Genomic DNA, 23,462 nt, shown 5'->3' with positions numbered 1-23,462 from the left:
GCTTAACTCTTGGCGACTTGCAGTTCTACGGCAGGCACAAAGCCCGGGTGGCGAATCGCATTGCGCGAGACGATTTCGGCGCTGCGCAGGGCATCGCCGTACAGGCGGTGGGCCAGGACCAGCGACGACACCGTTAGCCGCGGCTGATACGGGCGCAGCCACACCCCGCTGCGGGCCACTTGGGTCAAATGCCGATCCAAGGCCAAACGAGCGTCACTGAACGCGCCGAAGTGCTCCGGGGTACTTTCCCCCGCTACAACCCACATCGCCTCACTGATGGCGTCCCTGGCCGCGATAATATCATCTGCTATCGGAACCCCTGCGACCATCGCGCCGGCGGCGTCGACTGTCGCCCCTTGCTGCTCAAGCTGAACGCTCAACGCCGCCGGCTGCGCGACGGTCTGGACGCTGGCCACCGGCACTTCGGCCATGTCCAACAGCAGGTCGACCACGGCCGCGTCCTGCACCAGGCCAATGACTGCGGACTGGATCAGGGCTATGTCAGGATCATCGGTCGCGGGCCGCTCGGCAGACAGCGCCACGATGGCCTGCGCCTTGCTCTTGGACGCATGCAGCGAACCACTGGACCCGTACCCACTGAACCAGCGTTCAACGCTCGCCAGATCGCTCAGCAGGCTGGCTGCCAAGGCGTCGGGGGCATTGATGACCGACTGCACGAACGCCCCCACATCGGCCACCAGGGACGTCAGCGGCTTGAGGAAGTTGATCGCGAAGGCATAGGCGCTGGAAATGGCCCGGCGCACCTTGTTGACCTGCTGCCGCGCCCAATTGACCTTGGCCATTACCGCGTCAAAGCGCGCCTTGATCCTCTCCAGCAAGCTCGGCACATGGGCAATCAGCTGACGGCGGGTATTCACCGTCTGCACCGGGAAGGTCAACATGCCGTCGATGAACGACAAGTTGAACCGCACCATGCCCAGCTCATTGCGCGCATGGGAGATTTCACACTTGCCGGCCGTGACGGTCAGCCGCCCAAACCATGGGTGTATCAGCTCACCCGGCCCGGGCTTGTCCAGCGCGTCCAGCAGGCGGTCACGCTGGGCGATGAAGTCGCTGCCAGCCACGAAGCCTTCAAACCTGTATTCCCGCGTTTGCCGGCCCATGTCCTCGACCATAGGCTGATCGCGCTTCGGGTACTCATGCAACTGGGTGCGCCGGCCGACCGGCACACTGTCGCTGTCGACCAGAAAAGGCACGCCGCGAAACGAGGCCTCGCGGCGCAAATCACGCCATTCACTCATTGCGAACCTCCCATGGTTCGGCGGCCGACGTTCTGCGGCGTTACGGTCACGCCAGGTTGACTGCTCTTTGCCCCCTCCAGCCGCGTGCCCGGCGGTGCGCCCTCAAACAGCACACGCAACTCACCGTTCAACTGGGTCTTGCCGGCTGCCGCCGAAGACTGCCGCAGCAGCGAGCCCGGATCGGGCAGTTGACCCGGCGCTTTCAGCAGCGCACCGGGGGTGATGCCGAATTGCTGGGCGCGTTGCTCCTGGGCGGCCTTGACCTTCACGCCGGCATTAGCCACCAGGAAATCACCCGTGCCACCACCTTCACCCGCATTACGGCGCCTCTGCGCTTCGGCCATTTGCGTCACCTTGGCGGTGATGCCTGGCCCGCCATCCTCCATGCCCATGAACTTCAGCAGCGGCTCAATGTAAGGCTTGATGCCCTCCCACAGCTTCTTGAACCAGGCACTGATTGGCCCCCAGTACTTGATGATCTGACCTAATGGCGTCCATTCAAAAAAGGTCTTCATCATGTCCATCACTGGCACCGCCGCCGCCCGGATCAAATCCCACAGCGCAGTGAAGAACGGCCCGACCTTCTCCCAGTTGGCGACGATCAGACCGGCCGCTGCCGCGATGCCCACGGCGATGAGGCCGATTGGCGTTGCCGCAAAGGCCACGCCTAACAAGCGAGTGGCCACCATTGCAGCAAACACCGCTGCCCTCAGTGCGGTGAACGCTGCCCCGGCAATGACGATGCCGCGCACCAGTTGCGGGTTATTGCGCACCAAATCCGCTACCTGCGATATCCAGGGGCGTAGCTGGTCAACCACCGCATTGATACCCGGCAGCAAAGCATTGCCGACCTCCCGGGCGACACTCATCACACTGCCACGCAACAGTTGCATGTTGTTGGCCGTGGTAGCCGCCCGCGAGGAATATTCGCCCTCCATGGAGCCCGCGTATTTAGAGGCGTCCCCGACCTTGGCCAAGTTGCCCTTGAGCAGATCCAAGTTGGTCAGCAGCGGCGCAATCGCGGTGATGGACTCGGTACCGAACAATTCGGATAGAATTCCTGCCTGCTTGTCCTTGTCGATGGTTTTGATCCGATCGAGGATATCCAGCACCGCGCCTTGGGCATCGTCCTGCATGGCTTTGGATACCATCTTCGAGTCCAGCCGCAGCGCCTTGAAAGCGTTGGCCTGGGCCTTGGTGGCCGCCGATCCCTTGGTCATGGCCAGCATGAAGTTCTTGATACCGGTAGCGGCCACGTCCTGCTCAACGCCCACCCCAGCCATAGTCGCGCCCAGCGCGGCAATCTGCCCCGACGCCAGACCGGCAATCTCGCCCAGTGGACCGATGCGGGTGACGATGTCGGAAATCTGTTTGGTGTTGGCCGGGCCGGTGTTACCCAAGTAGTTGATCTTGTCGGCCAGGGTTTCAACATCCCCTTGTGTCAGTTTGAAACTGGTCCGCCACTTGGCCATCATGTCGCCACTTTCATCGGCGGTCTGATCAAAGGCAATGCCCATCTTGACCGCCGCTTCAGCAAAGCCCAGCAGCTCATCACGAGCAATTCCCGATTGACCGCCGGCCGCGACGATCTTGGCAATATCTGTCGCGGCCATGGGTAAGCGCTCGGACATCCGGCCGATGTCGTCGCCCATCTTCTTGAACTGGTCAGGCGTATCGAAGTCGACCACCTTGCGCACATCGGCCATCTGCGACTCAAAGTCGATGGCCGCGCGCGCACCGGCAATGAACGGGGCCGCCATGGCCCCACCGGTAACAATATCGCTCCAACCGATCTTGCCGAGGCCGGTGCTTTCCAGGTTCTTGCGGAACGCGGAAATGTTTTTGCGCACGCCCGCCAGGGTCGGTGACAGCTTGTCGACGCCTGTAATAAGCGCCTTGAGCTGGAACTTGTCAGCCATCCTCCCCCCTCAGCGTTTCTGCTATGCGCTGGCTGTGCATGACGGCCTCCAGAACCACGTCCAACGTCCGGCCCATCACCTGCTCAGGGTCTGATTTCCAGACCCATGCGAGGTCGTAGGCAACCGCAATCAGGCAGTCAACGTCGCTGACGCCGGCGTCAAGAAAAAACGAGCCACCACCCAGGCGGCGGTGTTCAGGTCGGAAATATCCAGCTGGTTGACCGACGACGGCGGGATATGGCCGCACACAGCGATGTACTTGGCCGCCACGTCCATGTCCAAGGAGACCGAGTCGTCGCTGTCAATCTTGTAGGGCAAAGCTTTGAGCTGACGCACCTCTACAACGGTGGGCCGGCGCAGCTCCAACTGGGTCACTTCCACACCGTGCGCCGTAATAGGCGCGGACAGCTTGATCACTTCTTTCATTGCCACACCCCCTTGGTACCTTCCCAACGGAAATCAATGGTGCCGTCATCGCCCTTGGCGGCCGGCTCTTCCACGATGTACGCGCCGGACAGTACGTAGACCCAGCCATTGCCAAGCTCGGCGGTGACGGTGGCGTCGGTGGCCGCCATCAGCTGCGCGATTGGCAGGTCAGGGTCAGCGACCACAGTGGCCACCACGTAGCCCGGCAGGTCTTCTTCCTTGAAGAAGCCCGGCGCGACGGTTTCGCGCTTTTTGTCACTCAGCGGGGCCTCGACCCCACCCGTCACGGTGAACTGGGTGCCGTCTACCTTGATGTAAACGGTCCCCGCGACTTTCTTGCCCATGGGCGTCTCCTACAAAAAAGCCCGCACAGTGGCGGGCTTTGGTGGATCGGTTTGACTTACACCTGATACTGCAGGCGGAACTGGTACTGCAGGGCGAACACCCGCAGCTGGTTCACCAGGTCCGGCGGGTACAGCACGTTCACGCGGGTCGGATCGGTGGTGGAGCGCTCCACCACCAAGTACTTGGCGAAGGCGTCGGAGTTCTCCGCGATGCCCATCTGCTCAAGGATGAAGTAGCCGGCGATCAGTTCCGCGCGGATCACCGCCGGGGTGACAATGGCCTGGCCGGCGCCGAAGCGCGTACCGTCGTTGGCCAGCTTGTGCCTGCCATACTTGCTGGTAATCCGGCCCTTGAGGAAACGGATGATGTAGGCCGACTGGTGCAGCGTTTCGCTGTCCAGATACGAGTTGTCGGTCTGCCCGTACTCGTTTTTCTGGTAGGTGGTCACGGCGCGCTCGATGCGCTGGGCACCACTTTGCGCGAAGGCCGTGGCAATGCCGTGGCTCAACAGCGATTGGCGTTCGGTCAGCATGAAGCGCTCGCCCGCCGGCGCCGGGGTGATGCCGTTCAGCTCACCGGTTTGCGTCGGCCGCGCCGGGTCGGCCGAGATATAAACGGCTTGCCGCGCCGCGTACGCGGCCACCTGCCGCCATACCGGGTCCGGGCATGACTTTTCAAAGCCGTACACGGTGACGTGCGCGTCGTTGCGGGTGTCGCCCAAGGCCACCAGCTCGCCCAGCGTGCCGCGCAAGCCTGTGTAAACGTGGCCATACAGCTGCCGCGACCAGCTCCAACGGCCGCTGCTGTCGTTCATCAGCGACTTCCAGGCATCCAGTGAGGTGGCATCGGCCCACGGACCGCACAGGAATTCGAACGGCTCATCACCCAGCAGCGCGATGGCGGCCGCCAGGTCAGGCGTACCCACGCCGCCGGCCATCGCCGTGATGGTAACGGTCAGCCCCGCCGGGGTGATTTCGCCATTGGCGCGCCCCTGTCGATTCAGCTGCAGCTGAATGTCGTTGCCGCTCAGGCCCGCCCAGCGGCAGGTCAACGTGACCTCGCCAGTCGCCGCCACCGCCGACACCGACTGGCCAGCCGCGTTGATCGCTGCAGCGATGGCCGTGGCGGCCGCCGCTGCCGTGGCGCCGTTGGCGATGGTGGCCCGCACAAGCTTACCGGCCACGTACAGGTTGATCTGCCCGCCGGCAGTCGCGGTGCCGGTGACGGTCACCTTGCCGGTGGCCTTGGTGCCGGTGGCCTTCACCGGCAAACACCACACCTCCCCGGCCGGGTCGATGGCACGCCAGGTGTCGTACATATCGGCCAGCATCGAGCCGACGCCCCCGATGCTCTTGGCCAGGCTCAGGCTGGGGACCAGCGTCAGCTTGCCAATTTCAGCGGCCACGGCGTCATCGTTGACCTGCCCAACAATCAAGCGCGGCATGGCACTGGTGGCCGTGTTGGCCTGGCTGTTGTCGACCTCGGCATAGAACAGCGGCACCTTAAGGTCACTGGGAATGCTGTTGAAACTGACGGCCATTATTCAGCGCTCCCGGTGGTGGCCTTGGCCTTCGCCTTGGCGGGTTCTTCGTTGGTCACGTCGCCATCGTTCAGGCGGCGCTGCCAGTAGATATCGAGTTCCACGGTGCGCCCTTCGGCCGGCACCGTATCGCCCATGGCCGGGTCGGGCGTGACGCGCCCGTCTACCGGATACACGGTGATTAGAGTCATGGGGTTACCCTTGTGGTAGTTCGGTGGAAAAGCGCACGTCGACCCGACCATCTGGCCCAGGCGAGGTGTGGTTGGGGTCTTTCGGGTCCAGGCTGTCCAGGCTGAAGTCGATGCCCTTCAGCGGCGGGAGGCCATCAAGCTCGAACTCATGCCAGGTTTCAGCGGGCTCACTGCCGCGGTTGCGGCCCAGCTGGAAACCAGCCGAGAAGCTGAAGCGGTAGACCACCCGTGCACGGTTGATCAGCACCAATCCGCCGCCGTCGTAGACGATGGGGTCGTACTCGTCACCAGGTCGCCAGCCGACCAAGGCCCGCCACAGCTCTTTGCGAAAGTCGTGCAGCAAGTCGGCGGCCTGCTGGCCGCGCTCGTCCTTGGTGTCCATGGCGAACACCACCTCAAAGCGATCCTCGATATCCTGAGTGACCGCGTTCTGCGCCTTGTTCTCGCCGGCTTTGTCATCAGCGGCTATCACATAGGCCGATGGGTTCTTCAGCAGCGTGGACGAGCTAACGGCGTCGAGGTCAATGCCGCCCGAAATCCTGTCAGCCAGGCTCGGGCAGTACTCGCGCAAGTGCGCGATCACGGGGGAGATTTTCATACTGGCTTACCGGCCCAGAGGGCCTGCTGGTCAGCGCAACGCGGCGGCGAAGGCTGCTTTGAGGATCGACTGAACCTGGTCTTTTTCGTCCTGCAGGGCGTCTTCCATGTAGTTCGCCCGTGGCGCGATGCGCCATCCGCTTGCGGCCCGCTCTGCGAGAGCTGCAGCACGTTCGCCCTTACCGCGACGCTTGCCGGATGCGAGCCCACGAACGCGAGACCCTTGCTTCACGCCGTAATGCAGATAGGTCGGGTAGTAGTCCTTCATGGACGAGGTCTTTCGCGGCGCAATCTTCACCAGGAAACCAGCCCGGGAGACCTTGAACGTGATCGACTCGACGGTCCTGCCGGTTCGGCTGACCGGGTAGTTGTCTTGTCCACGGGCCAAGGCCAGGTTCAGCTGGGCACGGCGGCTGACCAGTCGGCCAGCCTTGCGCATCCCTTTCCTGATCTGTTTCTTGTCAAAGATCTCACGCCCGAACTGGTCGAAACCCTCGATGTGCAAGTAACCGTCGACGGAAGCCGAGTTAGCCATAGAGCCCTCCTTCGTCTTGCTGCTGACCCAGCTCTTCAACTTCGATCAGGGTGAAGCGCTTCCCTGCCCCCCAGGGGGTGCAGCGTTTGACGCGATAAATCACGCCACCCGCCACCACCTCATGCGAGGTCGTGACGCCGCCCAGCAGTCGAACCCACATCCGATGTGTGATCTTGTCGTCCGTTTGGACACTGTCGGTGTAGACCGCTGTGCCGACGGCGCGGATCTTGGCCCAGCGGTGGCGAGGCTGAGTGAAGACCGCATCCAGATCTGCGTCCTCAACAGGCAGATCTTCGCGCAGCCGAATAGTGATGCGCCGGTCCAGCTCGCCGGATTCCGGCTCGCGTGTGCCTATCGAGCTAGCCATGTTCAGAACCTCGGCGGAACAGTGATATCCGCCAGTAAGTGGTCGACAAACCCCGAAGGAACCTCGGTCAGCGTTTGGCCAACAATCAACAGCCCGCGTTGGGCGAATGCCGTTTCGGCAGCCATCAGCAGCCAGCTCACAACCCCAGGATGCGCCTGCAGGTCAACGCCTGCACGGTAGCGGATGCGCAGACGGCCCTCAGGTCGGCCGCCGGGAAATGCCAGGTAGCTTTCCTTGCCACCGTGAATGAGCTCAACTGCACCTGTGAACTCCACCGGTGCGCCGATAGCGCCGAGGAGCAAGACGGATTCGACAGCGACCGCCTGGCCGACATCCAGAAAGTGACCTGACGGATAGTGCGCCGGCCATTCTTCTTCGTAGAGCGCCTCTCGTATTGCCGCGCCCGTCCTCGACTCCCCCTGTGCTGTAACGCCTGGGATGATGATCTGATTGATCAGCTCGGGCTGGAGATCTTCTGGCTCAGCGCGGCACTGAAAGGCCACCTGCTCCAATGTCAGCACGGGCGCCCCCGTGTAAGCGATGCGGCGTGCCATGATTAAGGCTTGCCGTCAGAGTCCGCTGAGTCATCAGACTTACCCGCAGCGCCGGTAGCGTCGCCACCATTATCTTTGCCTGGCGCGGCAGCGGAGCCAGTGTTAGGTTTGGCTTTCTTCGCCTGCTTGCCCGCTTCGCTGGCATAGCCCGCCTCAATGAGCCCTTCGGCTACATTCGATTCGAAGCCAGCGGTTTCACCAGCGGCATAGCCGCGCCAGTTTTTGTCAAAAGTCACAATTACTTTGGTCATGAGGTGCTCCTGGAATTTGGAAAGGAGTGCCCGGCGGACCGGGCGTACTGCGTTACAGGGTGCTACCCCATTTGACACCGGTCATCACTGCTACCGATTCAACGTGGCGCGGCCCGAAGTCGTGCTTGGCGATTACGCGGACGAGGGTCTGATCGCGTTGGAATGCACTGATCACGTTGCCGCTGCCGTCTTTGTAGGTGGCTTCCTTGCTGAAATCGATGACCATGGCATCGTCTTCACCGATGAAGCAGTCGGCAAAGTCCGCGAAGTGGATCTCCGAAGCATCGCCCTCGGCCCCCAGGTTGATGGGGATCTGAGTAGTCGAGCCGACTGGGAAGCCCTTCAGCATGTTCTGATCCAGCTCCGGGTAAGCCTTGTTCCCGTTGCCATCACGCAGCGCAGCCAGCCAGCGCTTAGTCCGGGGCGCCATGACAAACCCCGGTGAGGTCATGTTGGAGTTGGCGTTCTCCAAGCGCAGAATCAGGGCGGACAGCGCCAACTCAACTGCTTCCAGGGTTACAGCTGCCGGCGCTGCGAACACGTTGAAGGCCGGCGCCCAAAAACGCAGGCCCTTGGGCAGGTTGCCGGTACCAGCACCGCGCAGGAAGGACAGGTCTTCTGCCAGGGCTACCGAGGCGGTGAGATCATTCACTACCAGGCGATCCACGTTCGGGTTGGTACCCGAGTACCCCAGCAGGTCATTGCTGATCGGAACCAGAGCCGCCAGCTTCTTCGACGACAACTTGAGGTCATCGAACTGCATATCGGTGGCAGGCATATCCTCCTCAGTACCGATGTACCCCACCACCGCACCGCCCTTGATGCGCGGAACAGTGAGGTTGCCATTTTCTAGTGGCAGCGAAACCGCCCCGAGCTTGCGAACCACCGACTTTGGCCGGAGCAGCTCGATGACTTCGCTGGAGAAACTCTGCGGCACCAGCACCCCGCCGGCGCCTGGCGTCACGGTGCTAAGCGCCATGGCGATTTCAGGGTTGTAGCCCGAGTCGGCGGCCAACTTCGCGGCTGCCTGTTGATCGCCGCGGGAAGCGGCCAGCACGCGGACCATCTGCGCCATGTTGGCACCCGGCACCGGCTTCGCTGCAAATGGACCGCTGATACTGCCGGGCGGGCCGTTCAGCCCTTGAGCGCCTTCGTTCACGGGGACCGCACTCGCGGTCGCCATACGCTCGGCCGCCTCAGCGCGCGCAAGCTTCTCCGTCAGCTGATTGAACTGGGTGCTGAGCTGTTCGAACTGGGAGAGCTGTTCTGCGCTGAGTGCGGTACCGGCGGCCTCCAGCTGGGCCAGGGCCTGGATCTGACCATTGATGGTGGCGCGTTCGCTACGCAGTTGAGTTACGAGGGACATAGTGCCTCCTGGGCATAAAAAAACCGCCGTTAGGCGGTCGTGGTCACTGCCGCGAACGCGGTCAGAGTTGAGACTGAATGGCGAAGGCCGTAGCCCTCACGCTGATGCGCTGTTGTGGCTGTGCGCCTTGGCGCTGCGCGCGACTGAGAGCGACCGCACGCGAGAGGTTATCTACCGCAAGCTGCGGCGATTCGAGCCGGTCAGCCAGACCAATGGCGATGGCTGCCGAGCCTCGATAGCAAGCGGCCTCGGTGGCGATGATCTCGGCAACGTCGCGGCCTCGGTAATCGGCCACGTGCGTCGTGAACAGCTGATAGCTCTCCTGCACGACTTCGTTCAGCACCTGCAGAGATTGCTCGGTAATGGGCTCGTTCGGACTTAGGTCATTCTTGTGTGCGCCGGCAAAGACTGTCGTGACCTTTACCCCCATGCCTTCGATCATCTTCGAGCGGTCCATGTGGCTGGCCACTACTCCGATGGAGCCCACGCCGGAGGTCAGGCTGACCACGACCTCGGTGCAAGCAGACGCAATCAGGTAGCCCCCGGAGTACGCCATGAAGTTGACCAGGCCGGTGATGGGCTTGATCTTGGTTGCCGCGCGAATGTCGGCCGCCAGTTCGAAGGCGCCGACCGCGCTGCCGCCTGGGCTGTCAATGTCGAGCACAATGTGCTCAACCATGGGGTCAGCGATCGCCTTGTTCAGGGCTGCTCGCAGACCTTCGTAGCTGGTCATGGTCTCGCAGGCGTTCAAGTGGCTACCGCGGCTGACAAGCACGCCATGAACGGGGATCACTTCGATACCGGTCTGGGCAATGGCGGCGCGCCGTTGTTCTTCACGACGGTCCTGCTCGGCTTGATAGTCATCGTCGTCATAGAACATCGATGGGTTGGCTGCAGCCCCGCTCATGTTCAGGTTGACGATGTTCAGGCTCATCGTCTGATTGGCCCAGCGCACTGCCAGGTCCAGCATGTCGGGTGTCGTCAGTAGCGGCTGATTGAACAGCAAGCTGGCAGCGCGCAAATGTCGTTTCATGCGGCAAGCATCCTCAGGATGTCGTCGCGCTGCTGCTCCAGCTGGGCGCGGACGTTTGGGTTATTCATGTCGGGCAGGCCGTTGGCAACGTCGGTCATGTTGAGCGGCTGCAGATAGCTGTCGCCGTTGGCAACGGGCGGCATGTTTTCCAAGCGCCGGATGTCATTGATCGACAGCCACCCCCACTGCCTGCCAATTGCATAGGCGTCGTAGCGGCTTTTCTGGTCACCACGCAGCAGGCCAGACAGGTTGAACTCGATGAAGTAATCCCGCCGTTCCGACGGCAGCAGGAAGTCGCGCATCATGGCCTGCTCGTGGCGCTTCACCCAGGGCATCAAGGCGAATATCACGTACTGGATCAGCAGCTGTTCAAGGCTGTTGTAACTGGCCTTCTCCAGCTCGTTAATCATGTGCGGCGGAATCTTGTAGATCCGAGCGATGTCGAGTCCGGTGGCCTTGAGGATGCCGAGCAGCTCGGCGTCGACGTTGTTCATCGACACGGCCTTGAAGGTCATGCCTTCCTGTAACATCGCAACCTTTTTCGCGTTGTCGATACCTGAGAACTTGCTGCCCCACTGATCGAGGATGCGGTCAATACTGGCCTGCTCCTTGATCGGCGGTGCCTCTTTCGGGCGCTCAATGACACCACTCACCGCAGTGCCGTTGGCAAATGACTTGCCCGCGTACTGCCTCACCGCCTGCGCCAGGCCGACGGCATCGGCATGCAACTCAACTGGAGACAGACCGGTGTAATGATTCTTCGTGTGCCAGCGCACATGATGAATCAGCCGCATGGGCAACGGATCGTGCCCACCAACACGGTAGACGGGACGTAAGTCGCCCCCCTTGAGCACCATCACCTTGTCGTTCCGCAGCGGATATAGGGCCTTCACCGAGCCGTCGTCGTTGCGCTCGATGAAGCTATAGCAGTTCCCCCGCAGCCCCAGGGCGAGCTGGCCGGATTCTCGGTACTCATAAGGAGTTTGCCAGGGGTTTGGCTGATAACGCAGAACATCATAGAGAGGATGGGCAGTAGCCGACTCGCGCTTGCCATCACCAAGTCGGCGATACAACTCAAGCGGCAACTGACCCACGCTCTCCGCGAGCAAAGTGACGCAAGTTTGCAAGACGGTGATGGCCAGCGCCGTATCCGGCGTAACCGTCACCCCTGCTGCCGAACGACCAGAACCGATCAAGCCCCGCCAAAAGCCCCCGCCGCCATCCGAAACCAGCCCTTCATTGCCACCGAGAAGATTGCTGAAGAACATAATCAGCCTCCATCTGAGCTGGGTTTGAGGGGTAGTCGAGCTGCAGCTTTATCGGCCAGCCAGGCCCAGCCGATCAGGCCCAGTCCAGCAGAAATGAGCGCAGCGGGCACATGGATCAGGGCGATGCCGGCGACCAGTAGGCCGAAGCCAAGCAGTCCAGCGACCCACGCAGCAATTGCAATGGTGTTCAAACCCCAACTCCTTCGTCGTAAATGGAACTGCCGCTGCTGCCGGAAGACACTGCCCCGCTAATACCTGTCGCCATGATCGCGGCAATGATTCCGTCAATTCGGCCCGTTGCTTTAGCCTTGTCGGCCTTTCGGTTGTTTGCCGGATCGGAAACAATCACGGCGTTACCGGCACACCAGGTCATTACTGGATTGCCATCGTGCCGCAGAGACTCCACCGCCTCGGCCGGCAGCGCATCATCGAAGAACTCTGCCGCGCCACCCTCTTCCTCTGGTTGCGGCTCGATCATGCCGAGCAGCCGCCGCTCAAACTCATCCACCGCCGGCCCCATATCCTTGAAGCCCTGCCCGAACTCCACGAGCTCAGGCAATGTGATGTCGTACTCGCTCATCAGCTGCCGCATATCCTCGATCCGCCAGCGGTCAAACGCGATCTTGTCCACCTGGAAGAAGTCACAGATGGTCTGCAGCCGACGCAACACATGCAGCTTGCTGATGGCACGCCCTGGCGTCGTTTCTAGATCCCGCGATTTAATCCATGCCGCATAAGGCACTTTGTCGCGGGCTTCGCGCTTGTCGAGTTCGTGATCGGGAATCCAAAAATACGGCAACAGCCGCCAGTGCGGATCCTCGTAGGTCGGATAGAACAGCAGGACAAATGATGTCAGGTCCGTCGTGCTGGATAGGTCCAGTCCGCCAACGCTGGGGCGATTGCGCAACAGCGACATGGGTACGCGCTCTTCAGCCTGGCTCCAGACATCCCAAGAGATCCATGGCGACTCTGCGCCGGTCCATTCGCAGAAGTTGAGGCGCCGCACCATGGCTTCCTTGCTCGGCATCCCCCGGGCTTCGGTCACCTGTTCGCGCAAGTACTTCATGCCCGGAAGATCAGCATCCTGAAGCGAAGGGTTGGACTTGAACCAGCAGCTTTCGTCCTGAATAGGATCATCGCCCTCGTCCAGCGAACAGATGTAGGCAAAGAATCCGTCATCAGTGAGTGCCCCAGATGCAACCCGAGAGCCATACTCGTGGTACTCCCAGCAAGGGCCGCGCTTGTTCGAGCCGCTGTTGGTGATCATGAAAATGAGCGCCTGCTTACGGCTCTTGGTGCCGGCTCGCATCATCTCCACGACCATGTTGGTCTTGTGCTCGTGCACTTCGTCGATGAGCGCCATGTGTGGCCGCGGACCAGACTGACCATCATCCGAACTGATCGGTCTGAAAAACGATCCTGACTTGAGGTAGGCCAGGTTCCAAATGTTCTGGCCGGTGCCGCTGCAAACCAGGCGCTTGGTCAACTCCGGAGATTGCTGCACCATCGCCACAGCATCCCGGAACAGGATCATGGCCTGATCTTTTTTGGTCGCGGCAGCGTAGATCTCGGCGCGTGCTTCGTTGTCCGCGATCAGTCCGGTCAGCCCCACCCCGGCGGCCAAGGGCGATTTTCCCGAACCCTTACCGCTCTCGACGTAAACGACCCGGAAGCGGCGATACCCGTCACTGGACTTCCATCCGAAGATGCTGCCCACAATGAATTTTTGCCAGGGCAACAGCTCGAACGGCAGCCCTTCAAACTCCCCACCGTTCAACTTGAGGACTGTGCGATAGAAGCGAATAGCTTTGTTGGCCGCAGCCAAATCCCAGGTCAGCCCGCGCTTCGGCCCCTCCTCCAGGTCACGCAGATGGCGCGCACACGCATTTCGAATGTCTGGCCCCGCGACACGCTCACCGGAATGAACTTCCTTGGCGTACTGCGTTGCCGGGTCGTCAACCGAAGAACTCCGCGAACTGGTCTTCTTTTGGCTCATCGTCTTTTACTTGCACCTTGGATCGCGCAGCCGGTGTCAGGCCGAATTCGACCAGGTAGCTTTTGAAACGGCGGTCTACGTCGGCCAACATGGCCACCGCCGGGTTCGCCTTGAGCACCAGTTCGCCCTGGGTGCTGGTGGTTTCGTAAGTCCGCCCCTGCGCATCAATCACATCACGCAGGGCAAGGATTTCGGAGTAGCAATCGCAGAGGCGCTCAAGCGCAAAGCCATCGGCTTCGGTAAGCACCCCCATGCGGTCCAGCAACACAGTGAGCCGCCCCCACGCCACCTGGCCATCCGAGCTCAGGTGATCTGGGGCACTGGGAATGCGCTTAGCTGGCTGAGGCTCATTTTTGTTGATCGGACGCTTACCGGGATTCCCTCTGACAAGCTTCAGCTCCGTCGGTGTAGGTCGTCTCCCGGCCATTTTCTGCTCTCAAAAAAAATCATTTCATTTCGCGGCTTTGCACGCGGAGGGGGGCGATCGGTCAGGAAAGGTTTCCGAAAAAACATTTCCCCCCCCCTACCCATTTCATGGGACACCGGCACGCCCTGAAGCTTTCAGGACCGATTCCAGTGGTGCCGAGGGTCCAGCGGCCTCCCGCTCACATCGCAGCCAGCCTCACGCCCTGACTTCTCTAGGCGCTGTTTGTAGGAGCTGTGGCAGTTAGTGCACAGCGACTGCCAGTTGGCTCGATCCCAGAACAGGGACATGTCGCCGCGGTGAGGAATAACGTGGTCAACGACAGTGGCTGTCTTCATAATTCCTCCGGCCTGACATCGTTTGCACAACGGATACTTGCGCAACCAACCTTCGCGAGCTTGCTGCCAGCGGTAGCCGTACGGGCTTGGGCTCTTATGGGGAACAAGTAAAGGCATGCTTTAACCCTGCGCTTTACGGGACAAGAATAGATCGGAGTAGCCACGCAGTTTTTCTACTCCCATGAATCCGACCATACCGCCGGCGAAGGTGGCCATGCCCTGTGGCAGCCCCATCCATTCGAGCAGAGGCACCAGGGCCAGGGTGATGAGGCCGCACAAGGCGCCCTCCAGAAACATTTGCCGTCTGGTCCCGCCGCCATACACCACCCGAAGGACGGCGATCGCTACGGAGAGCCCAGCGGCATACAACTGAGGTTGATGGGCTAGCACCCAGGCGATCACTGCGGCCCACAGGCCAGGGTCCTTCTCGGGCATGTTTGGCGTCTCGATTCCTCCCGTTGCAGGGAGCTGTAAATGAAAAAGCCCAGCTGAATGCCGAGGCAATTGAGAAAAGAGGTCCTGTGCAATCGGCAGTGGCCATGTGCTATTGTCTGCAGCTTCGTTTACGAAGAAGATGATTATCGACATGGAAGAAAGTTTATGAGCATCATCAATCCAAAATACGAACCCATCTCACTAAACAATCAAAACATACCTAAGCTCTTGCAACTGATGAAGCTGGATGGTCCTATTATCGAAGTTCCGAAATTCAAAGAACTTCTTCCTATTGGCATCTGCTATTGGAATGTGGATACGATGGTCCGCCGTTATGGCGGGGTAGCAGTTTATGGATGGGAGATTTCAATCTGGAAGAAAAGTCACATCAACGCCATGCATCACGCTATCTGGAGAAGCCCTTCAGGCGATCTTTTTGATGTAACAGAGACTTACTCGACCACTCAAACTAGAACGCACTCAACCTTTGTGCATGACGAGAGCATAATAATCAATCTCGAGCAAGCACCTCACGTGCCAAGCAAAGTTATGCCCATTAAAAATAACTCACGTACTCGTGAGTACGCAGCGACACTTAAAGCTCTTCACGCCTGCGATAAAAAAATCGCTGACACTATGTTTAATATCGGGTATCGATGCGAAAACCAATTTGGTATGGCGCAAGGTAGGTCTCCATCAATTGGAGGCCAAACCCTCGCTGCAATTATCCAGGCCCAAGCAGTACTCGATCCGCTGATTCGGCAAAGGCAAGCTGCCTTTGAACGGCATAGTAAATCTATCAGTACCCTGGTTGCTACCTGCTAAGCTGCTCTTTCCACGCGACGGGCTGCTCCTGCTGGAAAAACACCAAGTTGCAGCAAAGACATTGAATCTTCTCAACCTGAAGTGATGCAGATCCTTTCTATTCTTCATCACTTCTCTTAATACATAGCGGACCACCATAGCGGCGAATCCTTCGAAAATGTGCGGGGCCGATGCAAGTCTAAATCGAAGGATTTGTATCCCAAAACCCTCCTCGTGCTGTCAATCACTAAGCGAAAGGGTCTCAGTGAACGACACGATTAAGCTTGCAAGCTAACTAGGCGACTCATTTGTACAAACGAAAAAGCCCAACGCAATGGTTGGGCTTTGAATGCCACTCCTCAGCAACGCGCAAGAATGACAGGATGGGGATAATTTCGCTCAGTCGCTCACTGATGTCAACAGGAAATCAGGCAGCCTCTTTCATCAGCAATCCTTCGGCCTCCAGAATAACCTTCACATCCGCCAGGGCATCATCCACCAAACCGTCGAGCTTCTCGTTGATTTCAGCCCTCCAGCGGCGGCGCGTCGACTCCGGAGTAGCGTCGATGTCCCAAGTGTTCATGTCATAGAAGCTGTCCGGCAGGATGATCACGCCCTCTTGCAACGCCTCGATGCGCTTCTTTTCGGCCTGGCCAGCAGCAACGGCAGCATTCACGGTGGCGTCACGACGCCATGCAGATGCATCCAAAGGAATCTCAATCGATACAGAGCGCGGCGGCTTACGGCGAGCGCCCTTTAGTTTCGGGATTGCCCAGGCTGTTACTGCCTTGTAGATGAACAACTGCGAAGCCGGACTCGCAATACGCGGCCGCACCAGGGTTATGGCCTGAACCTTCCTCGCCTTGTTCGTGCTGTATTTAGCCACCAGGGCATCCCAGTGCTGCGGTTTCAGCATGTGGTGCAGGCGTGCGGAAACCCAGAAATCCACCGAGGCTTGATCAATGTTTACCGACTCCCCGCCGAGTGACGCGAGGCATCCACCCTCCTCCTCTGCCGATTTGTACAGCTTCTGCCAGGCCTGGGCCTTCGCCGATCCCTTCTCGCCCGCCGCCAGTGCGGCAACTACTGCACCCGAAACGCTGCTGTAAACCATGATCCTTCCCCCTCAATCCCCGGTGTAGTTAGTGCCGCCGGCGCCGAGCCGGTTGCCTTCCTGATTATTCCGCTCTATGCCCCACGCCTTCCTGAGCGCTTGGCCGCCCTCAATGAGCCGCTGCTGGTAGATGTTCAGCAGCAAACCCAGCTGAGTGACCAGTACCTCCGGAGGCAATGCCTCACCCGTTTCAGCCGAAACCCAACCTGAAGCATGGCAGGCGGCGCAAGGCAGCTCATGGAACACCCCCATCACGACTGCCTTGCTCTTGCAAACCTGGCAGTGCTTTAGATCGATCGGCTTCGCCTTGAGGGACGGCCCGTGGCGTTTCCCTGTCATTTCGAATCCTCGCTAATTACAAATGCGGTAAGGTCGCTCGACGCCACGCCTGCTGTGGCCTGCGGCGAATTCTGCGAATTTTCAAATAAGGCCTTGGTAAGGCGGTGGATGGCCACGAAGCCAACCTGATCAAGCCACGCGTGCCACTTCTCCAGGGCAACCCGGCGCTGCTGCATGGCTTGGGTGTGGATGTAGGTGCTGGCGATCTTGCCCAGCGTGTGGTTCAGCAGCATCTCGCCGATGTGCCCGTCGATACCGAGGTCAGTCCAGGTGCTGCGGGATACCTTGCGCAGGTCGTGGCTGGTCCACTCGCCCTGCCCAAGGCGGGTGAACACGGCACTGGCCTGGGTCTCGCTCAGCGACAGGCCGCGACGGTTTGGGAACAGGTACACACCCTCGTAGCCCTGACCCTGCTGAATTGCCCGGTACCGCACCAGCAGCGCCTCGACCTGGGCAGTCAATGGCAGTCGGTGCTCGGTGCGGGTCTTGGTGTTCGCTGCCGGGATGAACCACTCGGCCGCTGACAGCGAGATCTCACTCCAGCGCGCCATTCGGGTCTCGCCGATCCGGGTGCCGTGGGCCAGCATCATCAGGGCCAGCATGGCGTCACCCGGGGCCGTTTCGAAGGCCTGGGCCAGCTGCTGCATCAGCTCGGGCAGTTGCACGTCGCGCAGGCGGGCTGCCTTGGGCAGGATCTTGGCCTTGGTAAAGTCGTTGAAGCGCATTCCTGCCATCGGATTGCGGTCGATCAAGCCCAGCTGCACGGCCTGGCGGAAGGCGGTCAGCAGCAGCGCGAACATCTGCCGCAGGTAGGACAGCGACACTTCGGCCTGGCACGGCCACATCAGTTGCTTGTCCAGCGCGTCGGCAGTCACCTCGGCCAGGGCCAGGTCATCGAGCCGCGGCTTCAGGTGCTGGGCGATGGCGGAACGGGCGCCGGCCTTGCGCTTCGCCGACAACGAGCGGTCGCGAGCCATGCGGTTACCGTACCAGTCGAGCAGCTGACCCACGCTAGCCATGCCCGAGGCTACCGGCGCGGTGGCCGGGCTGCGCATCAGGCGCTGACGAAGCGCGGGCAGCTCGGCTAGCACGGCCGCCACGGTCAGGTCGGGCCAACGGGCGATCGGTACCCACTTCTTGCCGCGTACCAAATGCCAGGTACCGCGCTCGCGGTTGCTCCAGAAGCGCAGATACAGGCCGGGGTGACGCGGATCGCGCAGGTCGCGCACCGACTTGTCGGCGGCCTGCCGGCGCACTTCGGCCTCGCTCAGCTTCACTTCACGGGTCGCGCTCATGCGGCCACCGTGGCGGGCTGCAGCAGATAGGCCCGGATGGCCGAGACCGGCGCATCGAATGGCGGCTTGGCCTTGAACTCGATGTACAAGCCGAAATACCCGCCGCGCGCCATCGGCAGCACCAGGTCAGGCACACCAGCCTTGACACCTTGCCCTTTCAGCTTGGCCGCGACGGCCTTGATCCGGTGGCCACCGTTCGGGACGTGGTAAATCAGCTTGTAGGCCTGCGGGTAGCGCAGCTGCAGTTCTTTCATCAGCGCGGCCTGCTCCTGCCCTTCCCTGTCGACGGGCTTGGCGCGGGCTGGCTTAGGCTTGGCGGGTGCGGGGTTACGAAACGGAGGTCTTTGCCGGATCATGCGAGCAAAACCCCCTCATGGATCAGCAGTGCTTGAGTGCGCATGACGCCCTCGGCGTGGTACTGCCGGGCAGTGTCTCGGCCGATCACACGGCTGCGGCCGTCACAGGCATCGTGGCAGGCGCTGCAGCACCAGGCACCCTGCATGTCGTGCGGCTTCTTCCCGACGCCGCAGGTGCCAGCCAGGCGGTAGTGCGCGAGGACGGTGGTCTCGGGATTTCCGTTGCACACGCCAGGGATGCGCACTTGGCACTCCCGACCGCGCGCGGCCTTGGTCAGTTTTGTTTGGCGCACAGGGTCGCCTCCTTGCAAGTTGATTGATCAGCGCCCCGCCAAGCGGGCGCGCATGGCTGCCAGGGCAGAGTTTCCGACTTGCGGGGTGCTGCGCGCGGCAACCTCTGCCGGAAGTGCCAGTGGCATCTTCTGCAGAGGCTCGCCGGCAATAAGGCGACGAACCGCGATGGTGTAGTTGCGCTCGAACAGCTTCGAACTGACATCGGACGGCAATTTGTTGAGGCTCTCGAAGCCGCACTCCTTGGCCGCGTGCCATACCGCGTCGTGACTCCACTTGCCCCGGCCTGCCATCGCAGGATGGGCGTTGCGGGTTGCTTCGCGGAAAGCAGTCGCCAAGGGTGGAAGACCGAGCATTTCGGGCGACGGCTGGCACCACTGGATGAACTCGCCGGGCGGCGGAATGAACGCTGCACCCGACTGGCGGCAGCGCATAAGCCCAAACTGCAACTGCTCAGGGTTGCAGATGCCAGCCTCAAGGAACGCGGTCAGCCATTGCTGCTTTGAGGCGTTGTAGGTGTCCTTGTCTGGCCACGCCTGTTTCCAAGCGGTGCAGATCGAGCGCAGATCGCGGAACAGGTCGTTGATCACCGCTGCTGTCTTCTGGTTGAGTTCGGCCTTCACGTCATCGGGTAGCTCGTATCCAGCACGGATGTGCTGGCCGGACTGAACTTTGGCCCACAGGCCGTGCGTGACAACTGCGACTGGGTTCATTGGGCACTTCCTTGCTCGATCCACGACGTATCACTGTCATCGAACTGCTGCCCACCAGGCCCAGCCCGTAGGGGAACGACCTTCGCAGCATTCGCAAGGTCACGCTTTCGCCACCCGACCAGATCGGCGATCCACTGGCTCTCGGTTTTTGCCAGCCCCTTCGCGTCGTGATGGACGACAAAGCCCGAAATGGCCTTTTGCGAGAATTCCTCGATGGCCACCCCTGAGCGCTTGGCGTAAGCCTCAAGCTGAGCCTGGTCAGGAATCCATTCGAGGAACATCGCGAACGGCTCACGCGGAGAGTGTGTATTACTTCCCTTCCCTTCCCTTCCGGGGGTGAGGCCTCGGTCACCGCTAGGCGAGCCTGCGCCGACTTCTCGCTGAGTGCTCGGCGAGGGCTCAACGAATTCGGGGTGCTTGACCGTAGGCCTGTCGATCTTTTGATGGTGCCATCCGTTGACATGCAGGTAATGCTTCGATGCGGCCTCGTAGAGAGCTATCAGCCGGTTCGCTACCAGCTCAGCGAGCAGTCCCTCCACGGCAAGGGCAGTGATGTCGTCACCCGGGAAAACGAGAGCTTTGATGGTCTTGGGGGACATCGGGTGGTTGCCTGCGTCGTCGCAGAAGTTCCAGATCCCAATGAATAGGAGTCGAGCCATCGCCGAGCACTCCATGACCTGTTCACTGGTCCAGAATTCAGGCTTGATGGTGCGGATACGAGCCATTACGAACGCCCTCCCTGACTAACTGCCTGACGCGTCGGATTTGGCGAGATTCCAAAACCTGACGTGGAATGCGCGGTATTGCCTGCATCGGCCATGCGGTGCATAATCGACCTCGATATTTGTTCTAGAGAAGCCGCCCCGCCAGGCGGTTTTTTTTCGCCTGCGAATTCAGTACTGGATGGATTCGCAGGTGTTTTGGCCATCTACTGGCGAAAGGCCAGGCCACTCATACTTTTCTTGTCAGGCGATTTCGTCCCAGGGGAAAGCTGGACAAAGATCCACCTTCTTGAACTTGCCCTCAGTGAGGCGCTCAGCCCGTTTAGCTACCACAGGAGACATCCCGTGCTTACCGCGTACCCAGCCGGAGACTGTGCTTTGGTCAACGCTGAGCCGTTCAGCAGTAATCTCCTGCGTCCCGAAGTGGGCGACGAGTTCTTTGTAGATAGTGCTCATGGCACCCCTCCTTATGGGAATTCTCATAAGGTAATCCATGGGAACACTCATTTGCAAGAATATGGGAGCGCCCCTGATACTCCCGTTATGGAACTTAAAGATCGAATCAAAGCAGCCAGAGCTCACGCGAACCTCACTCAGGGCCAGCTCGCCACCCGAGTTGGGATGGACCAGACGTCCATCTCGAACTTAGAGCGAGGCAAGTCCCAGGGGACGAGTTACATTGCCCAAATAGCGAGCGCTTGCGGCGTAAGCGCCTTATGGTTGGCTGAAGGAACCGGGTCGATGTTGAGTTCAGAAACCAACGTCATACCTGGCCCGCCGATCATCTCCCCCACTCGAAGGATTGAAATTGTGGGCACCGCCCAGCTTGGAAATGATGGCTACTGGATTGGGCTTGATGTGGCTGAGGGGTGGGTTGAGACATGGTCACGGGATGAGGACGCATATGCGCTGCGCCTGAAGGGCGACTCAATGGCACCTGCTATCCGAAGTGGCTGGATCGCAGTGTGTGAGCCGAATCACCGATTGGTACCAGGTGAGTACGTTATGGTCACGACCACAGACGGCCAGAGCATGGTCAAGGAATTGCTTTTCGAGAACGAGGAAGGCGTAAACCTTGCGTCGGTAAACTCGGCCTACGGCGAGCGGCGAGTTATCGCTTGGGCGGACATAGAGAACATCCACTACGTGGGCAACATACTTGCTCCCAGCAAGGTTCTTGGCCGCTTTTGATCATGCACGCCCGCTTGCAAGCCATCGGTTGATACAGAGACATCATGGAAGATGACAATGAGTATGGAGCTGTCTACCAGCTCACTGTAAAAGGTACCGGCTTCAGTAATTCTGACGGCTCGTCCAGAGCCGACTTGATTCGGCGCTTCGTTCGAGACGGAATGGACGTAGTCCTGGTGCCCGAACCCCATAATCCTCACGATCCAAATGCAATTGCGGTATACGTCGAGGTCAAAAGGTGGTTTTTCTTTGGCCCCTACCGCTATCAGATCGGCTACATCAGCGAACGCTGGGCAAAAAGCTTTACAGCTCGATTTGCATCTGGGGGGAGAATCATTGAGGCCTACGTGCGCAGTCACTTCTCTCCTGATGAAAAAACCTTTCCGCGAGTATCAATCGAGGCTGTAGCCAGCTGGCCGCCTCGTCCAGAAAAAACGCCTCGCGCAGCCAAGCAATCCCGTTGACGCTCTATCTCTAGCTAGGTCGTGCACAGCCAAGACTGAACACGCTTCAATACCCCTTCCCGCCTTGTGCGGGTTTTTTTGTGCCTATGAAAAACAAAAATATGGGCCGCATCATAATCATTATGAGATTACCCATTGACACTAAATATGAGCATGCTCATACTCACCTCATCGCCGGATCAACACCGGCCAGCAGTAAGGCAGCGAGCCGAACGCCTTAAAGTTCGGTACAGGGGCGCCTCACCCCGTGGCCAGCAGCGTAGATGGCCCTTGATCAAAGAGTGCTGACGGGTGGGATGCCATGCAATGGACTACTTCGCGGTCAGCTGTCGGGATCACAGATCCCCCGAGAGAACAGATTTCACTGGCTGGCCTTGGCGACAGGGCCGGACGGGAAAACTGATACCGAAAGCGAGGCAAGCCCAGGCGCTCTTCCTGGGCCAACCTTTCGCTACGGTTCGCAAGCATCCACAGTTTTGAGTCAGTTACCGATGTAAGACGAAGTTGGGTTTGGCCAGTTTTCTTTTAGATCGTTGAAAACTTGGTTGACCCAGTTGTCATCAGATGCTGCTTTCAAGCCAACGTAATCATTCCCCGCACACCAAGTCTCCAGCCTGAAAAGCAAGCCTTCTGTGTTCCGGTTTCCAACGTTTGTTGTGGAAATGAATGCAATACCATCAAGCGTTACCCGAAGCTGAACATTAGTTGAATCGTTCACAGATGCGATCAATTGTCTTACTGCTTGGCGATTAAGTGCGCCTGGCTTTTTTAGGTCTATCTCCATGTTTTTTGCCCTCCTAGCGAGATTTCGAGCTATCCAGACTACCAACATTACCAGCTCAGCGTCAGCCCGATGAAAACTGCTCTATTCACCTAGTTCCCCATCACCAGGCTGCATCGGTCGTGACGTTCGCCCTCCCCTGGTCCGGGAGGTAGACGGCAGCAAGCGTCACGACCAATGCAGCCCCAATGGAAGTGAATTGCAATGGCAAAGTCATTCAAACAGATGATCAAGGATGGCGAGCTTCGGCGCGCCGACGCTATGAAGGTGCAGCTAGAAGACCTTCACGAAGAACCAGGCTTCAACCTTCGAACGGAAGGCGATGCCCTGGAGTCGAGCATCAATCTGCTAGCGGAGTTCATAGCCGGCGGCGGCCAAATTCCACCGCTAGAAGTCCGGCCACGGGCAGAAGGTGGTGTGTGGGTTGTCGATGGCTGAATCGCCCCTGGTTTACTAGACACTCTCCAAGCTCAGAAAATAGCGTTTCTCATACTCTACTGGCGACAGCTGCATAGCACTGCTGTGTCGACGCTTGGGGTTATAGA

32 protein-coding genes are annotated in these 23,462 nt (G+C 59.8%); 4 read left to right on the top strand and 28 right to left on the bottom strand.

What is annotated here, in order from left to right:
• Nucleotides 1-2 precede the first annotated feature (2 nt).
• From HU750_RS13690 to HU750_RS13600, 19 genes are all read right to left on the bottom strand, one after another.
• The gene (locus HU750_RS13690; protein WP_186680427.1) at nt 3-1,262 is read right to left on the bottom strand and encodes a DNA circularization protein; all 1,260 of its coding nucleotides are present in this window, start codon (nt 1,260-1,262) and stop codon (nt 3-5) included.
• Nucleotides 1,259-3,181, bottom strand: a complete 1,923-nt coding sequence (locus HU750_RS13685; RefSeq protein WP_186680425.1) for a phage tail tape measure protein — start codon at nt 3,179-3,181, stop codon at nt 1,259-1,261. The genes HU750_RS13690 and HU750_RS13685 overlap by 4 nt, the downstream gene beginning before the upstream one ends.
• Before the next feature lie 129 nt (nt 3,182-3,310).
• Nucleotides 3,311-3,607: a phage tail assembly protein gene (locus tag HU750_RS13680; RefSeq protein ID WP_186680423.1), complete on the bottom strand. Its 297-nt coding sequence runs from the start codon at nt 3,605-3,607 to the stop codon at nt 3,311-3,313.
• Nucleotides 3,604-3,951 carry a phage tail tube protein gene (locus HU750_RS13675; RefSeq protein WP_186680421.1) on the bottom strand — a complete coding sequence of 116 codons (348 nt, stop codon included), beginning with the start codon at nt 3,949-3,951 and terminating at the stop codon, nt 3,604-3,606. The genes HU750_RS13680 and HU750_RS13675 overlap by 4 nt, the downstream gene beginning before the upstream one ends.
• Before the next feature lie 56 nt (nt 3,952-4,007).
• Nucleotides 4,008-5,492, bottom strand: a complete 1,485-nt coding sequence (locus tag HU750_RS13670; protein WP_186680417.1) for a phage tail sheath subtilisin-like domain-containing protein — start codon at nt 5,490-5,492, stop codon at nt 4,008-4,010.
• The gene (locus HU750_RS13665; protein WP_186680414.1) at nt 5,492-5,683 is read right to left on the bottom strand and encodes a DUF2635 domain-containing protein; all 192 of its coding nucleotides are present in this window, start codon (nt 5,681-5,683) and stop codon (nt 5,492-5,494) included. Before HU750_RS13665 ends, HU750_RS13670 begins: the two co-directional genes overlap by 1 nt.
• Before the next feature lie 4 nt (nt 5,684-5,687).
• On the bottom strand, nt 5,688-6,281 hold the full coding sequence (locus tag HU750_RS13660) for a phage tail terminator protein (RefSeq protein ID WP_186680411.1): 594 nt from the start codon (nt 6,279-6,281) through the stop codon (nt 5,688-5,690).
• A gap of 30 nt (nt 6,282-6,311) precedes the next feature.
• The gene (locus HU750_RS13655; RefSeq protein WP_186680408.1) at nt 6,312-6,815 is read right to left on the bottom strand and encodes a hypothetical protein; all 504 of its coding nucleotides are present in this window, start codon (nt 6,813-6,815) and stop codon (nt 6,312-6,314) included.
• On the bottom strand, nt 6,808-7,182 hold the full coding sequence (locus HU750_RS13650; RefSeq protein WP_186680405.1) for a head-tail adaptor protein: 375 nt from the start codon (nt 7,180-7,182) through the stop codon (nt 6,808-6,810). Before HU750_RS13650 ends, HU750_RS13655 begins: the two co-directional genes overlap by 8 nt.
• Before the next feature lie 2 nt (nt 7,183-7,184).
• A complete protein-coding gene (locus HU750_RS13645; RefSeq protein ID WP_186680402.1) occupies nt 7,185-7,736 on the bottom strand; it encodes a hypothetical protein in 552 nt (183 codons plus the stop codon).
• 2 nt (nt 7,737-7,738) lie between these two features.
• A complete protein-coding gene (locus HU750_RS13640) occupies nt 7,739-7,987 on the bottom strand; it encodes a hypothetical protein (RefSeq protein WP_189674502.1) in 249 nt (82 codons plus the stop codon).
• Nucleotides 7,988-8,039: 52 nt separating this feature from the next.
• Nucleotides 8,040-9,353 carry a phage major capsid protein gene (locus HU750_RS13635; RefSeq protein ID WP_177408598.1) on the bottom strand — a complete coding sequence of 438 codons (1,314 nt, stop codon included), beginning with the start codon at nt 9,351-9,353 and terminating at the stop codon, nt 8,040-8,042.
• A 61-nt stretch (nt 9,354-9,414) separates the two neighbouring features.
• Complete coding sequence (locus tag HU750_RS13630; protein WP_186680398.1) at nt 9,415-10,386, bottom strand: S49 family peptidase; 972 nt, start codon at nt 10,384-10,386, stop codon at nt 9,415-9,417.
• A complete protein-coding gene (locus HU750_RS13625) occupies nt 10,383-11,654 on the bottom strand; it encodes a phage portal protein (RefSeq protein WP_186680395.1) in 1,272 nt (423 codons plus the stop codon). The genes HU750_RS13630 and HU750_RS13625 overlap by 4 nt, the downstream gene beginning before the upstream one ends.
• A 2-nt stretch (nt 11,655-11,656) precedes the next feature.
• A complete protein-coding gene (locus HU750_RS13620; RefSeq protein WP_186680393.1) occupies nt 11,657-11,845 on the bottom strand; it encodes a hypothetical protein in 189 nt (62 codons plus the stop codon).
• On the bottom strand, nt 11,842-13,650 hold the full coding sequence (locus HU750_RS13615; protein ID WP_186680391.1) for a terminase large subunit: 1,809 nt from the start codon (nt 13,648-13,650) through the stop codon (nt 11,842-11,844). Before HU750_RS13615 ends, HU750_RS13620 begins: the two co-directional genes overlap by 4 nt.
• Nucleotides 13,610-13,918, bottom strand: coding sequence for a phage terminase small subunit P27 family (locus tag HU750_RS13610; RefSeq protein ID WP_275751573.1), 309 nt, complete (start codon nt 13,916-13,918; stop codon nt 13,610-13,612). The genes HU750_RS13615 and HU750_RS13610 overlap by 41 nt, the downstream gene beginning before the upstream one ends.
• Before the next feature lie 293 nt (nt 13,919-14,211).
• Nucleotides 14,212-14,529: an HNH endonuclease signature motif containing protein gene (locus HU750_RS27310; protein WP_186680389.1), complete on the bottom strand. Its 318-nt coding sequence runs from the start codon at nt 14,527-14,529 to the stop codon at nt 14,212-14,214.
• A 3-nt stretch (nt 14,530-14,532) separates the two neighbouring features.
• Entirely contained in the window at nt 14,533-14,847 is a 315-nt protein-coding gene (locus HU750_RS13600; protein WP_186680695.1) for a phage holin, lambda family, read from the bottom strand.
• A 165-nt stretch (nt 14,848-15,012) separates the two neighbouring features.
• Between HU750_RS13600 and HU750_RS13595 the strand changes: the two genes are divergently transcribed.
• Nucleotides 15,013-15,672, top strand: coding sequence for a hypothetical protein (locus tag HU750_RS13595; protein ID WP_186680387.1), 660 nt, complete (start codon nt 15,013-15,015; stop codon nt 15,670-15,672).
• A gap of 406 nt (nt 15,673-16,078) precedes the next feature.
• On the opposite strand, the gene HU750_RS13590 is transcribed toward HU750_RS13595, so the two are convergent.
• The 8 genes from HU750_RS13590 to HU750_RS13555 form a co-directional block, all read right to left on the bottom strand.
• The gene (locus HU750_RS13590) at nt 16,079-16,765 is read right to left on the bottom strand and encodes a hypothetical protein (RefSeq protein WP_186680385.1); all 687 of its coding nucleotides are present in this window, start codon (nt 16,763-16,765) and stop codon (nt 16,079-16,081) included.
• A gap of 12 nt (nt 16,766-16,777) precedes the next feature.
• Complete coding sequence (locus HU750_RS13585) at nt 16,778-17,104, bottom strand: hypothetical protein (RefSeq protein WP_186680383.1); 327 nt, start codon at nt 17,102-17,104, stop codon at nt 16,778-16,780.
• Nucleotides 17,101-18,399 (bottom strand): tyrosine-type recombinase/integrase, encoded by a 1,299-nt coding sequence (locus tag HU750_RS13580; RefSeq protein WP_186680380.1) that lies wholly within the window; start codon nt 18,397-18,399, stop codon nt 17,101-17,103. The genes HU750_RS13585 and HU750_RS13580 overlap by 4 nt, the downstream gene beginning before the upstream one ends.
• The gene (locus HU750_RS13575) at nt 18,396-18,755 is read right to left on the bottom strand and encodes a VRR-NUC domain-containing protein (protein WP_186680377.1); all 360 of its coding nucleotides are present in this window, start codon (nt 18,753-18,755) and stop codon (nt 18,396-18,398) included. Before HU750_RS13575 ends, HU750_RS13580 begins: the two co-directional genes overlap by 4 nt.
• Nucleotides 18,752-19,048 carry a DUF1364 domain-containing protein gene (locus tag HU750_RS13570; protein WP_186680374.1) on the bottom strand — a complete coding sequence of 99 codons (297 nt, stop codon included), beginning with the start codon at nt 19,046-19,048 and terminating at the stop codon, nt 18,752-18,754. Before HU750_RS13570 ends, HU750_RS13575 begins: the two co-directional genes overlap by 4 nt.
• Before the next feature lie 27 nt (nt 19,049-19,075).
• A complete protein-coding gene (locus tag HU750_RS13565) occupies nt 19,076-19,759 on the bottom strand; it encodes a replication protein P (RefSeq protein WP_186680371.1) in 684 nt (227 codons plus the stop codon).
• Complete coding sequence (locus HU750_RS13560) at nt 19,756-20,484, bottom strand: DnaT-like ssDNA-binding domain-containing protein (RefSeq protein ID WP_186680368.1); 729 nt, start codon at nt 20,482-20,484, stop codon at nt 19,756-19,758. The genes HU750_RS13565 and HU750_RS13560 overlap by 4 nt, the downstream gene beginning before the upstream one ends.
• A gap of 240 nt (nt 20,485-20,724) precedes the next feature.
• Nucleotides 20,725-20,937, bottom strand: coding sequence for a YdaS family helix-turn-helix protein (locus HU750_RS13555; RefSeq protein ID WP_186680365.1), 213 nt, complete (start codon nt 20,935-20,937; stop codon nt 20,725-20,727).
• An 87-nt stretch (nt 20,938-21,024) separates the two neighbouring features.
• Between HU750_RS13555 and relB the strand changes: the two genes are divergently transcribed.
• Together relB and HU750_RS13545 are read left to right on the top strand one after the other, a co-directional pair.
• Nucleotides 21,025-21,672, top strand: a complete 648-nt coding sequence (gene relB / locus HU750_RS13550) for a type II toxin-antitoxin system RelB family anti-toxin (RefSeq protein WP_186680362.1) — start codon at nt 21,025-21,027, stop codon at nt 21,670-21,672.
• Between the two features lie 44 nt (nt 21,673-21,716).
• Nucleotides 21,717-22,136: an HIRAN domain-containing protein gene (locus HU750_RS13545; RefSeq protein WP_186680359.1), complete on the top strand. Its 420-nt coding sequence runs from the start codon at nt 21,717-21,719 to the stop codon at nt 22,134-22,136.
• 481 nt (nt 22,137-22,617) lie between these two features.
• Here the strand turns inward: HU750_RS13545 and HU750_RS13540 are convergent, their stop codons facing one another.
• On the bottom strand, nt 22,618-22,920 hold the full coding sequence (locus HU750_RS13540; RefSeq protein ID WP_186680356.1) for a hypothetical protein: 303 nt from the start codon (nt 22,918-22,920) through the stop codon (nt 22,618-22,620).
• A 201-nt stretch (nt 22,921-23,121) separates the two neighbouring features.
• Between HU750_RS13540 and HU750_RS13535 the strand changes: the two genes are divergently transcribed.
• Nucleotides 23,122-23,355: a ParB/Srx family N-terminal domain-containing protein gene (locus HU750_RS13535; protein ID WP_238348906.1), complete on the top strand. Its 234-nt coding sequence runs from the start codon at nt 23,122-23,124 to the stop codon at nt 23,353-23,355.
• The last annotated feature ends 107 nt before the right edge of the window (nt 23,356-23,462 follow it).

It is taken from the genome of Pseudomonas sp. SWRI50, assembly GCF_014269095.1.
GTDB lineage: Bacteria > Pseudomonadota > Gammaproteobacteria > Pseudomonadales > Pseudomonadaceae > Aquipseudomonas > Aquipseudomonas kermanshahensis.
This window is presented reverse-complemented; position numbering and strand designations above follow the sequence as displayed.